Consider the following 12,339-nt stretch of genomic DNA (forward strand, 5'->3'; position numbering starts at 1 on the left):
TTACTTGAAGAAAGAAGATCCGATTCTTACAAAAGTTGCACCTTCTTGAATGGCAATTTTATAATCACCACTCATCCCCATGCTTAATTCTGTAAAAGGCATATTCTTTCTGTTTTCTGACTCAAGCTTAAGTCTTAATTTATTTGCTTTTTTAAAAATATCCCTAATGGTTCCTTCACTAGCTCCAAGCGGTGCCATCGTCATTAATCCAACGAGTTGAATCTGATTCAATTGAGCTAGCTCTTCAATAACCTGTGGAAGTTCAGAAATCGTAAAACCATGTTTACTTTCTTCTTCAGAAATATTTACTTGTAAAAAACACTTAATTGGATGCTTAGCTCTTTTTTGAATTTCTTCAGCAAGACTTACCGAATCTAGAGCATGAAAATAGTCTACCAAATTAATAACAGATTTAACTTTACGGCGTTGGAGACTGCCAATCAAATGCCAAGTTAAGTCTTTGTTTTTTAATGATTCATATTTATCTAAAAATTTATCTACTCTATTTTCAGCAATATGAGTCAATCCAGTTTCCATCAAGGCACCAGCGATACCTGCATCTACATATTTTGTAACAGCAATTACATTTATGTCTTCAGGGTTTCGATGGGCCTCAATTGCCGCCGTTCCAACATCTTTTAAAACTTGATCTCTATTTTTTTGTAAATCCATAATGTAAATTAACGATTTTTAAAGAATGGTGGTGTTTCTAACTCATCATCACCCGACTCATCATTTGGAGAGAATCTTGACATATTTAATTGATTATCAAGTTCACTTTCACTAGGTTTAGCAATATTATCGCGTCTTAAATCCCAGTTCCCAAATGCTGAACCCTGATTTTGTGGTGCTTGTTTTTCTTTTGTATATGTTCTAGGCATCTCACGAGATTCAGCCATATCAAAATCATAATTTGAAGGACGTTCAAAGTTTGGTTGACTTGGTTGATGAGTTTGTTCTGAAGCATATTGTGCTCCAGCTTGCTGTGCTACCACATTAGAATTTGTATTTGATGAATCATGGTTAAAAGTACGTGGTTGACGGAAACCTGAAACCTTTTCAGCTTTATCTTGACGAACACCCGTTGCAACAACTGTTACACGGATTTCATCTTTCATACTATCATCAATTGATGTACCTAGCCAAATGTTAACACCGTTTCCAGCCGCTTGACCAACAATTTCTGATGCTTCTTCTGCTTCTGTAAGTGTCATATCTAATCCACCAGTAACGTTGACAATAACGTCTTCTGCACCATCGATTGTAGTTTCAAGTAATGGTGAGTAGATTGCTTTACGAGCTGCTTCGATAATTCGTTCTTCACCAGAACCAACACCAATTCCCATTAATGCATTACCTTTGTTGGCCATAACTGTTTTAACATCAGCAAAGTCAAGATTAATTAAACCTGGGCTTGTGATTAAGTCAGTGATACCTTGTACACCTTGACGTAAAACGTTATCAGCTTCACTAAGTGCTTCAAGTAGCGGAGTCTTTTTATCAACAATTTCAAGTAAATTATTATTTGAAATAATTAATAAGGTATCTACTTGATCACGTAATTCTTGAATACCTTCAATTGCAAAATTACCACGTTTGTTTCCTTCGAAACCGAATGGACGAGTAACTACTGCAACAGTTAGAGCACCTAAACCTTTAGCAATACGAGCAATCACTGGTGCAGCACCTGTACCAGATCCGCCACCCATACCGGCAGTGATGAAAACCATATCTGAACCAGATAACGCTTCTGATAATGCTTCTTCACTTTCTTCAGCTGCTTTGCGACCAACTTCAGGTTGACCTCCAGCACCTAAACCTCGAGTTAATTTAGGGCCAAGTTGAATAACTGTTTCAGCTTTTGATGAACTCAAAGCTTGAATATCAGTATTAGCTGCGATGAATTCTACACCAGCAACGCCTTCATCAATCATACGATTGATTGCGTTACCACCGCCTCCACCAACACCGATTACTTTAATTACTGCACCTTGCATAGATGCTGTATCGAATGAAAATGCCATTTTATTTCCTCACTTTTATTACTATCTATTAATCAAACATACTTCCAAAAATACCACGAACGCGATCACCTAATTTTTGTTTAGGTTGAGTTGGTTCTTGAGAATTATAATCTACTGGAGCAACTGGCTGTTGGTTATAATTTGAAGTTTGTGTTGATGGTCTTGATTCATTGAAATTAGGAACATAATTATCACGTCCAGCAAAATCAATTGGTTTGCGTCTTAACATTTCTTCACCTGAAACCGCATTTTGTGCCAAAACATCAACTTCAGACATTTTGCCTACGAATTCTACAAGGCTAATAACATTTGCAAACATTGGATTTCTGATACCTACTTGATTCGGTACATGTAATTTAACATTAGTTCCTAGGATTTCTTGAGCTACATCAACTACACCTGGCATAATTGCGCCACCGCCTACTAAAACGATACCACCAGGTAAATCAAGTAAACGTCCACGTTCTAAATCTTGTTTTACACGATCTAAAATATGACGAACACGAGCAGAAACAATTTCAGAGAGATAACGTTCTGTTACTTCTACTGGTTCCTCACTACCAACTACATCAACTTTTACAGTTTCAGTTTCACTTGCTTCGTTGATATTTGCTTGACCAAAATTAAATTTTAAAGCTTCTGCAATTGACATTGATGTCTTAAGAACTTTTGAAATATCTTTGGTGATATAATCGCCACCTTCAGTATAGATATTTGTATATTGTAATTCTTGAGCACGCATTGTCGCAACAGTTGTTTGACCGCCACCCATATCAATTACAGTAGCACCAAATTCTCGTTCACCTTCGTTAAGAACAGTCCTTGCCATTGCTAAAGGTGTGATGATAATGTTCTCAACAGAGATACCAGCACGTTCAACCGTCTTACGAAGATTGTGTAGAATGGTACTTGGTCCTGTATAAATTAGACCACGCATCTCTAAACGAATCCCCATCATTCCACGAGGATCACGAATTCCTTGGAATCCATCAACGATAAACTCTTCAGGAACTAAAGAAATCACTTCACGTTCTGGTGTGATACTTTTTGTAAGTGCTGATTTAACGACGCTATCAACGTCTTCATCTTTAATTTCTTTTGATTCACTTGGGACCGGAATCATGCCTTGTGATGGTTCAATTTGAAGAAGATTAGCTGGTAACCCAACATTAATCTTATCAATTGTCATCCCAGCTTTTTCTTCCGCTTGCTCAACAGCTGTTTTAATTGCAGCAGCTGCTGCTTCAATATCAATAATTATTCCATCTTTTACGCCTGTACTAGGGATATTACTAACACCAATCACGTTCATTTCGCCAGAAATAAATTCTGCGACAAGAACTTTTATTGAGCTAGTTCCTATATCCAAACCAGTAAAAAAGCCATTCCTAGCCATTCACTTGACCTCACTATCTTTCCAAACTTTTACTATTCTAAAATCTGTTAAAAACAGAATTATTCAGTCAATATTATAACATAAAAAAGCGCGAAATGTTATCATTTTACGCTTTTTGTTATATAAACTTAATCTTTTACCTCATTTATATTTTAACTAATAATCGCTGAAATTTTTAGGAATTTTTTTATTGTGGAATTTGTGTCTCCGCTGGCGCAGGTGCCTCTGCTTCACTCGATGTTTCAGTCGTAGTGTCTTGAGACGAACTTGCTGTTTGACTGGAAGAATTTGAAGTATCTGTCGACTGAGTTTTCTCCTTCTTGTTTGCATCAGCATTAGCATCAACTTTTTTAACAGGCTGTGCTTCTATTTCTGCTGTAGTTGAATAGATGCCAACTTCCATGTCAATAATCGATTTTTCCTTTAACTTTTTCTTGATTTTCAAGTAATAAGGCATTTTTGTTTCAAGCTGTGATTGAGGTACACGAACAGTATTGCCATCATGCATTTCAATCACTATCAAATCCGAAGTAGATTTGGAATTAGCTGGTGAAACAGACTTAATATTAGTAACTATTTTTTCAGGTAATTTTGTTAATGTTTTTACTAAATTTTGAATATCATTTTCATTAGTTAAATTGATAATTAAATATTCTTTTGGTAATTCACTTTCTTTAACGACCTTAACACGCACACCATTTTCTAAAATTGGTTGAAAACCTGTTTTTTCTTGAGCATATGCAATAATTTTGTATTCCTTAACCTTGAAAGTAAAGTGGTTAAAGAAGCTATACTTAATTGAAACATCTTTTACCCAAGGATTTGTTTTAGTAATATTAGATTCAAATTTAGATGCGGATTTAATAACTGTGAAGATATAATCTGAGTCACGGATATCACTTTGTTTTATCAGACTATTAAGACTGGTATGGCTATTCCCATCAGCTTTGAAATCCTTTATTTTACTAAAAGGCGTCATTAAAAAGACTGAAATAAATAAAATTAGAATACTTATTAATAAGACAGGTAACGCTTTAATTAACGCAATCTGACGTTTCGTTTTTGATTTTTTTTCTTTATGAAGTTTTTGTTTCTTTTGATTTTTTTCAGGACTTTCAACAACTTCCTCAGTTTCCGTCACCTCAGTCTCATTAGAGGACTCCAACTTTTTTTCAACTTGTTGAATTTGCTCTTTTTTCTCAATCCGTAATTTTTCTCTTAAAGCTTCATCTTCTTTAGCTTCTTTTTTCTTTTTTTCGATAAATTCCAGATTTCGTTTTTGCCACTCTGTTAAAACAACGGGCTCATTTGGAGTCTTTTTTTTATTTTTTGCCATTTATCATCCTTTAGTCTGCCAGCCCATATCAGTGATTAATAATTCATAAAAACGGTCTGGAGATTTAATTTCTTTGGCCATTGCCATGGATTGAACATATGAATCTGATTCTTTCACCAATTGATTGATTTCAGACTCTAAAGTTTCGAATGTCAACTGATCTTCTGCTATTTGACGAGCAAAATGATGTTTTTCAAAATATGCAGCATTTTCTAATTGATCACCGCGTGAAGCTTCTTTTCCTAGGGGAACAATTACATGCAATTTTTGCATAGCCAATAATTCAAAAAGTGTATTGGAGCCTCCGCGAGTAACGACAACATCAGCCATATCCATCAGTGGTTGATAAAGATCCGTAACATACTCAACGCGGTAGCAATTTTTACCTAAATAATTTAATTCTGAATGTCCAGTAATATTTATGACGTTGAACTTATCCATCAATTCCGGATGCTTGCTGATAAAGTCATTAAAAACCTTTGCACCAGCTGATCCACCTACAAAAAGCAGCGTTTTAAGGGATTGATCAAAATGACTTTTGATTTCTCTCATTTCAGGAAAATTTTCTTCAATTTTTGGTTTTACTTTAGTAACTGCACCAACGTGCTTCATCTTTGCAAGTGGATGTTCTTGAGCAAAAGTTGTATACATAATTGTCGCAAATTTCAAAGCGATTTTATTTGCTAAGCCCATTGAAAGATCTGACTCGTGGACATAAACAGGAACACCTAGTACTTTAGATGCCACCACAGGCGGTACAGAAACAAAGCCACCTTTAGAAAAGAGAGCTTTAGGGCGTATTTTAGCAATGATGGCTAAGGACTGAAGTAATCCAATACCTACTTTAAAGACATCTAAAAAATTTTGCCATGAAAAATAACGTCTCAATTTACCTGTCATAATACCATGAAAAGCAACATCTAAATTAGACTTTTTGATTTCCTGATATTCAATCCCGTTTTTATCACCAATATAGTGAACTTCCCAACCATCATCGATAAACTTGGGGATTAAAATAAGATTCAAGGTAACATGTCCAACAGTTCCACCACCAGTGAAAAGAATACGTTTTGCCATTAGGCATCTCCTTTAATTTGCTCAAAGGCCTGAATAAATTCATCCCCACGGGTTTCAAAACTCTTATACATATCCCAACTGGCATTGGCAGGACTTAATAGAACAACATCTCCCTGTTTCGCTTCTTTGAAGGCAATAGCTGTCGCCTCAGCCACATCTTTTGCATCAAGATAGCTGACACCCGCTTTTTCAGCGGCCTTTTTCATTTTATCAGCAGACTGACCAAGCAAAATCAGTTTCTTTAAACCAATGATATCTGGGACTAAGTCATCAAATTCATTTCCTCTGTCTAACCCACCGGCAATAAGGATTAAATTGCTATTATCAAAACTTGACAATGCTTTTTGGCAGGCTAAAATATTTGTCGACTTGCTGTCATTATAGAACTTAATCTGATTAACTTGACCAACATATTGAAGACGATGCTTCACACCACCAAAACTAGCTAGTGTTTTCTTGATACTGTCATTATCGACATTAGCTAATTTTGCGACAGCGATTGTCGCCAAAGCATTTTCAACATTATGAAGTCCTGGAACGCCAATTTGATCAGCATCCATTATATATTCGCCTTCGAAGTATAGTTTTCCATCAAGACAATATGCACCATCAACTTCTTTTTGGCTAGAAAAATAGAGAATAGTCGCTTTAGTTTTGTTAGCTAAGTCATATGAAATTTCTTGATCACCATTTAAAATGAGAAAATCTTTGTCTGACATATTATTTTGAATGTTCCACTTAGCATTGACATATTCTTCAAAACTGCCGTGGTAATCAATGTGAGTTGGCATTAAATTCGTGATAACCGCAATATGTGGGCGGAACTGGTCAACACCCATTAATTGGAATGAAGACAATTCCATAATGAGTCGATCATTTTCTTTAGCATCGACTGCAACTTCAGAGGCAGGAAAACCGATATTGCCAGAAAGGAGGGCCGATTGCCCAGCATGATTGAGCACATCTGCAATCATCGTTGTTGTAGTTGTTTTACCATTTGAACCAGTAATAGCAAAAATAGGAGCTTCTGAAATAAGATATGCAAGTTCGACTTCGGTTAATACTTGAATGCCTTTATCAAGGGCTTTTTTGACCATCTCATTTGAATAAGGAATCCCTGGATTCTTCACTATTAAAGCAAAATCTTCGTCTAATAATTCTAAGGGATGACTGCCACAAATGACTTTAATCCCTTCTTCAAGCAATACTTGTGCTGAAGGATTTTCCTCAAAGGCTTTTCCATCATTCACTGTAACAATGGCCCCAAGCTTAGACAAAAGTTTTGCAGCAGCTTGACCTGAGCGTGCTAATCCTAAAATTAGAACTTTTTTATTTTGAAAATCAGTAATTTGTTTCATTTTTTAATCCACTCTATCTTTTCATTTCCTTACTATTTTACATTTATTTAATGGCTTTTTCAAGATTTTTAAAGAATCGCTGACGCGTCAAATTATTCCAGTCTCAAATCGGTCTGGAAAAAAAAGCCAAACCCTGTGGGTCTGACCTTTTAGATTACTTTTTAGGCATTTTTATAACATCTTTCAATGAAAAATAAGCTAAAACCATCATTGCTAACGCTACAAAAATTTCTGGAGGTGTTTGCATAATTTTAATAATGCTCATACCAGCAAGAACTAGCAAAAGTGCAACAAGTGCAACCATACCAATCATTGAAATGGTATTACGGATACTATCAGGTGCCATAAAAAGATAATAAGAAATGATTAATATTGCAATGATTAAATAAAACAAGATATCTCCCTAACCTTTATCTTTTTAGACGCAAAAAGCATTAAAACATTTCTGCTTTAAAAGCTTTTCATCGACAGCATGATACTAATATTATTCAGCTGATTTTTTCTTTTTGCCTGCTTTATCACGAGCAGCTTTGTTCAAGATTTGTTTACGTAGACGAATTGATTCTGGTGTAACTTCCATGTACTCATCATCAGCTAAGAATTCTAAAGATTCTTCAAGAGTAAGAATACGTGGTGTTTTAATAACAGAAGTTTGGTCTTTATTTGCAGAACGAACGTTAGTCATTTGTTTTGCAGTTGTGATGTTTACACCAAGGTCATTATCTCGAGCGTTTTCACCAACAATCATACCTTCATAAACTTCAGTACCTGGATTTACAAAGATAGTACCACGTTCTTCAATACGCATAATTGAATAAGTAGTTGCTTTACCTTGGTCGATAGACACAAGAGCACCACGGTGGCGTCCACCAATTTCCCCACCAACTACTGGTAAGTATTGATCAAAGGTATGGTTCATGATACCATAACCACGTGTCATTGATAAGAATTCTGTAGAGTATCCAATAAGTCCACGAGCTGGAATCAAGAAAATTAAACGTGTTTGTCCGTTACCAACCATTTGCATATCTAACATATCACCTTTTCGTTCTGAAAGTGATTGGATGATTGCACCTTGGTATTCTTCAGGTGTGTCAATTTGAACACGTTCAAATGGTTCACATTGAACACCATCAACGTTTTTAATGATAACTTCTGGACGTGATACTTGCAATTCATAACCTTCACGACGCATTGTTTCAATTAAGATTGACAAGTGGAGTTCACCACGACCTGAAACTGTCCATTTATCAGGAGAGTCAGTTGGGTCAATACGAAGTGAAACGTCTGTTTGAAGTTCAGCTAACAAACGTTCTTCAATTTTACGAGAAGTAATCCATTTACCTTCGCGACCTGCAAATGGTGAATTATTTACTAAGAACGTCATTTGTAAAGTTGGTTCATCGATACGTAAGATTGGTAATGGTTCAATAGCATTTGTTGGCGTAATTGTTTCACCAACGAAGATATCTTCCATACCAGAAACGGCAATTAAATCACCAGCTTTAGCTTCTTGAATTTCTTTTCTATCAAGACCAAAGAAACCAAAAAGTTTAGTAACACGGAAGTTTTTATTAGTGCCATCTAATTTAGAAAGCGTAACATTATCTCCAACTTTGATTGTTCCACGGAATACACGTCCGATACCAATACGACCAACAAAGTCGTTATAGTCAAGTAATGATACTTGGAATTGTAATGGTTCTTCAGAATTATCAACAGGAGCAGGAATATGCTCAATAATTGTATCAAATACTGGAGCCATTGTATGTTCTTGATCTGTAGGATCATCTGACAATGATGATGTACCATTAATCGCAGAAGCATATACAACTGGGAATTCTAATTGTTCGTCGTCAGCACCAAGTTCGATGAAAAGTTCTAATACTTCATCAACAACTTCTGCTGGACGAGCAGATGGTTTATCAATTTTATTAATAACAACAATCGGAATTAAGTCTTGTTCCAATGCTTTTTTCAACACAAAACGTGTTTGAGGCATCGTTCCTTCATAAGAGTCGACAACTAGGACAACCCCATCAACCATTTTCATGATACGTTCAACTTCTCCACCGAAGTCCGCGTGTCCTGGTGTATCCATGATGTTGATACGTGTATCTTTGTAAGCAACAGCTGTATTTTTAGCAAGGATTGTAATACCGCGTTCTTTTTCGATGTCGTTTGAGTCCATTGCACGTTCTTGAAGTTCTTTACGTTCATCAAGAGTGTGTGATTGTTTTAATAGTTCATCAACTAATGTAGTTTTTCCGTGGTCAACGTGGGCAATGATAGCGACGTTACGGATATCTTCTCTGAATTGTGTCATTTTTTCCTCTTGTAGCTTAATTATTTTTTAACTTACCAAGTATAGCACTTTGAATTGAAAAAGTCACGCATCTTTATATGATGATTCTTAAGTAAATGCTTTCAACAATATAATTGATTCTTACATGAAAAAACACCAAAAGCCCCAAAATAGAAACAAGTTTGATGTGAAATCAAACTTTTACTTGCTTTCTTTTACTTTGCCATCCCAATAATCGATACCGTCACGGAGGACATACAGATTATTAAAACCTGCTTTTCTTAGCTTTCTTACAGCACTTGGAACAAGTGTGGAACGAGAAGTTTCATAAATCAGAATTGGTTTATCTTTACGTAAAGCTTTTGTTGCACCATCAAATTGTTGCCCTGGAAAATTGCGTGCCCCGATGATATGTTTTTTTCTAAAGGACACTGGATCACGTAAATCGATAACTTGGCTATAATGCATCATTTCTTTAAATTCATCGTTTCCAATTTGCTTTGCCATTCTCTTAAAAGTAAAGTAATTATAGGCAAAATAGACGGCAATCGCTACGATGATAATCCATAATATTATTGTAAATGTTGACATGAGGTCCTCCTATACAGTTTCAGATGTTCTTGCTAGACTTGCTGCTCCGATAATACCGGCATCATTTCCAAGTTCAGCAATTTTGATTTTTGTTGATTGACGTACTTGTGGGAATGTGAAGGTCATGAAGTATTTTTCAATCCGCGAACGTAAGAATTCACCAGCAGCTGATACACCACCGCCAATTACAACTGAGTCTGGATTTAATATGTTCGACATATTTGCTGAAGCTAATCCTAGGTAGAAAGAAACTTTTTCAACAACTGAGTCAGCGAATGTATCCCCATTTTGAGCCGCTTCAAAGATATCTTTACTTGTAACAGCTTCGCCATTATCAATTGCTTTTTTAATTTGTGAATCGCCTTCATAGCTTTCGGCAAGCAGTCTAGCCACTTTAACAACACCTGTTGCTGAGGCTACTGTTTCTAGACAGCCATGGCTTCCACAAGTACAAGCAAAACCATTTTCAGTTTCAACAATCATGTGACCAATTTCCCCACCGGCACCGGCAACACCATGAATTAGGTTTCCGTCAGCAATGATTCCACCACCAACTCCAGTTCCAAGGGTCATAAAGATAACATCTGGATTGTTTTCACCAGCACCTACCCAACGTTCTCCTAATGCTGCAACATTAGCATCATTGTCAATAGCGACTGGAATGCCAACTTCTGCTTCAATGACTGAGCCCACTTCTTGGGTATCTTTCCAGTTTAAGTTGAAAGCGCCAGTTACAGTATTTTTTTCACGGTCAACGGCACCTGGAGAGCCCATCCCAATTCCAAGAAAATCATCTTTTGTTAAACCATATAAGTCTAAACGGTGTTTTATAGAAGCTACGATATCAGGAACAATATGTTTACCATCTTCTAAAATATTCGTTTCAATTGCCCATTTTTCTTGAACTTGTCCATCTAAAGTAAGAATACCAAATTTTACAGTTGTGCCACCTAAATCAATCCCCAATAATTTTTGAGCCATTATTTCTACCTTCTTTTTCCAATTCTATTCTGTGTTCATGTCTTAAGACTAGCTCAGACTTAATGTAATCTTCTTTTTCAATCAACCCATTTTCATAGAGTTTTCCTAATTCAATCTTCATCATTTCTATATCATATAATCTCTTGCCAAGATAAATATAAATGCCAAAATTCTTCAACAATTGTTGCACGTCATATAATGTTTTCATACATAATGATTTTAGCACAAATATCAGAGAATTTCAAGATATTTGTGCAATCGCTTTCTGGTTTTCAGAAAAAGAAAAAGGTTTGATTTTATCAAACCTTTTAATGATCAGAAAGATTTTACAATTTAGTAATGACTAGTTATTCTACTTCTGGTTTTGTACCTAATTCTGCATTTAGCATCCATATCATTTTTTCCGTTTCCGCTTTTGCAGAAGTAAAGATATCGTTTGTTGGATCATCTCCTTCTTCTGAAGTGATATCTAAACCAACTTGGTAAAGTTGATCTAAGTAGCTATATACCTCAGTTAATCGTTTTAAATGATCTTTCATTTTTAGATCAAAAGCCCCTCTCGTTTCTTCTAAGTTAGACGCTTGATCAAATTCTTTAAGAGTTGAATATGGTGACCCTCCAATTGTAATTAATCGCTCACTCATTACATCTAAATCGGCATTTAAACTATCCATCAATTCGTCCATTTTAGGATGTAAATTGAAGAAACCAGGTCCACGCATGTACCAATGAGTTTGGTGAATAATTGAGGCCGCCTTTGATAAATCTGCTACTGCTTGATTTAATACTGCTTTTGTCTTTTTGTATTTAGATTTATCAGATTTAGCTACTGATTTTCCGATGGATTCTTGTAATTTTTTTATTTCGTTTTTTGCCATAATAAAATTCTCCTTTTTCTAAATATAAAAGCAATAGAATCATAATAAATTTAAGATTCTACCTAGACTATACATAAATTGTAACGCTATTTGATAGACATTTCAAATTTCTACTATACTTTTTCGAATAGATAGATATGGACATCTTCTTTACTTATGCTTATTTACTATTGTTTTCACTACTACTCAGCTATTTTGACTTAAAAAGTTTTAGCTATCCTTTTTTTCTTTGGTTCTTGGGAACAAGTCTTTTATTACCCTTTTATCGAATCAATAGCTTATTTGTTTTCCTAATAATGATAGCTTTGCTTTGTAATATTATAAATCTTAGTATTGGCGCTGGTGATTTTTTATATCTAGCTACTTTATCATTGGTTTATACTCTAGAAGATA

At 35.4% G+C, this 12,339-nt stretch carries 12 protein-coding genes; all 12 read right to left on the minus strand.

Annotation, left to right across the window (positions count from 1 at the left end; all coding sequences use genetic code 11):
• Positions 1-672 carry a YggS family pyridoxal phosphate-dependent enzyme gene (locus MKY69_RS07425; protein WP_003105548.1) on the minus strand — a complete coding sequence of 224 codons (672 nt, stop codon included), beginning with the start codon at positions 670-672 and terminating at the stop codon, positions 1-3.
• 8 nt (positions 673-680) lie between these two features.
• A complete protein-coding gene (gene ftsZ / locus MKY69_RS07430) occupies positions 681-2,024 on the minus strand; it encodes a cell division protein FtsZ (RefSeq protein WP_003107315.1) in 1,344 nt (447 codons plus the stop codon).
• A 28-nt stretch (positions 2,025-2,052) separates the two neighbouring features.
• Positions 2,053-3,420: a cell division protein FtsA gene (gene ftsA / locus MKY69_RS07435; RefSeq protein ID WP_003107316.1), complete on the minus strand. Its 1,368-nt coding sequence runs from the start codon at positions 3,418-3,420 to the stop codon at positions 2,053-2,055.
• A gap of 187 nt (positions 3,421-3,607) precedes the next feature.
• A complete protein-coding gene (locus MKY69_RS07440) occupies positions 3,608-4,756 on the minus strand; it encodes a cell division protein FtsQ/DivIB (RefSeq protein WP_071519879.1) in 1,149 nt (382 codons plus the stop codon).
• Positions 4,757-4,759: 3 nt separating this feature from the next.
• Positions 4,760-5,833 carry a UDP-N-acetylglucosamine--N-acetylmuramyl-(pentapeptide) pyrophosphoryl-undecaprenol N-acetylglucosamine transferase gene (locus MKY69_RS07445; protein ID WP_003108171.1) on the minus strand — a complete coding sequence of 358 codons (1,074 nt, stop codon included), beginning with the start codon at positions 5,831-5,833 and terminating at the stop codon, positions 4,760-4,762.
• Positions 5,833-7,191, minus strand: coding sequence for a UDP-N-acetylmuramoyl-L-alanine--D-glutamate ligase (murD, locus tag MKY69_RS07450; RefSeq protein WP_003108170.1), 1,359 nt, complete (start codon positions 7,189-7,191; stop codon positions 5,833-5,835). The genes MKY69_RS07445 and murD overlap by 1 nt, the downstream gene beginning before the upstream one ends.
• Positions 7,192-7,345: 154 nt before the next feature.
• Complete coding sequence (locus tag MKY69_RS07455; protein WP_003102438.1) at positions 7,346-7,585, minus strand: DUF3165 family protein; 240 nt, start codon at positions 7,583-7,585, stop codon at positions 7,346-7,348.
• A gap of 90 nt (positions 7,586-7,675) precedes the next feature.
• Positions 7,676-9,517: a translational GTPase TypA gene (typA, locus tag MKY69_RS07460; RefSeq protein WP_003105330.1), complete on the minus strand. Its 1,842-nt coding sequence runs from the start codon at positions 9,515-9,517 to the stop codon at positions 7,676-7,678.
• Between the two features lie 180 nt (positions 9,518-9,697).
• Positions 9,698-10,087: a rhodanese-like domain-containing protein gene (locus tag MKY69_RS07465; protein WP_003107319.1), complete on the minus strand. Its 390-nt coding sequence runs from the start codon at positions 10,085-10,087 to the stop codon at positions 9,698-9,700.
• A 9-nt stretch (positions 10,088-10,096) separates the two neighbouring features.
• Complete coding sequence (locus tag MKY69_RS07470) at positions 10,097-11,068, minus strand: ROK family glucokinase (protein WP_003108168.1); 972 nt, start codon at positions 11,066-11,068, stop codon at positions 10,097-10,099.
• On the minus strand, positions 11,043-11,276 hold the full coding sequence (locus tag MKY69_RS07475; RefSeq protein WP_037619442.1) for a YqgQ family protein: 234 nt from the start codon (positions 11,274-11,276) through the stop codon (positions 11,043-11,045). The genes MKY69_RS07470 and MKY69_RS07475 overlap by 26 nt, the downstream gene beginning before the upstream one ends.
• Before the next feature lie 139 nt (positions 11,277-11,415).
• On the minus strand, positions 11,416-11,946 hold the full coding sequence (locus MKY69_RS07480) for a Dps family protein (protein ID WP_003108166.1): 531 nt from the start codon (positions 11,944-11,946) through the stop codon (positions 11,416-11,418).
• Positions 11,947-12,339 lie beyond the last annotated feature (393 nt).

This window comes from Streptococcus sp. FSL R7-0212 (assembly GCF_038007985.1).
Taxonomy (GTDB): domain Bacteria; phylum Bacillota; class Bacilli; order Lactobacillales; family Streptococcaceae; genus Streptococcus; species Streptococcus parauberis.

What these genes read in the sequence shown, in the direction of transcription:
- ftsA (WP_003107316.1), bottom strand. Translation starts at nt 3,420, where the DNA reads ATGGCTAGGAATGGCTTTTTTACTGGTTTGGATATAGGAACTAGCTCA.
- MKY69_RS07475 (WP_037619442.1), bottom strand. Translation starts at nt 11,276, where the DNA reads ATGAAAACATTATATGACGTGCAACAATTGTTGAAGAATTTTGGCATT.
- typA (WP_003105330.1), bottom strand. Translation starts at nt 9,517, where the DNA reads ATGACACAATTCAGAGAAGATATCCGTAACGTCGCTATCATTGCCCAC.
- MKY69_RS07480 (WP_003108166.1), bottom strand. Translation starts at nt 11,946, where the DNA reads ATGGCAAAAAACGAAATAAAAAAATTACAAGAATCCATCGGAAAATCA.
- MKY69_RS07440 (WP_071519879.1), bottom strand. Translation starts at nt 4,756, where the DNA reads ATGGCAAAAAATAAAAAAAAGACTCCAAATGAGCCCGTTGTTTTAACA.
- MKY69_RS07445 (WP_003108171.1), bottom strand. Translation starts at nt 5,833, where the DNA reads ATGGCAAAACGTATTCTTTTCACTGGTGGTGGAACTGTTGGACATGTT.
- MKY69_RS07465 (WP_003107319.1), bottom strand. Translation starts at nt 10,087, where the DNA reads ATGTCAACATTTACAATAATATTATGGATTATCATCGTAGCGATTGCC.
- MKY69_RS07470 (WP_003108168.1), bottom strand. Translation starts at nt 11,068, where the DNA reads ATGGCTCAAAAATTATTGGGGATTGATTTAGGTGGCACAACTGTAAAA.
- ftsZ (WP_003107315.1), bottom strand. Translation starts at nt 2,024, where the DNA reads ATGGCATTTTCATTCGATACAGCATCTATGCAAGGTGCAGTAATTAAA.
- murD (WP_003108170.1), bottom strand. Translation starts at nt 7,191, where the DNA reads ATGAAACAAATTACTGATTTTCAAAATAAAAAAGTTCTAATTTTAGGA.
- MKY69_RS07425 (WP_003105548.1), bottom strand. Translation starts at nt 672, where the DNA reads ATGGATTTACAAAAAAATAGAGATCAAGTTTTAAAAGATGTTGGAACG.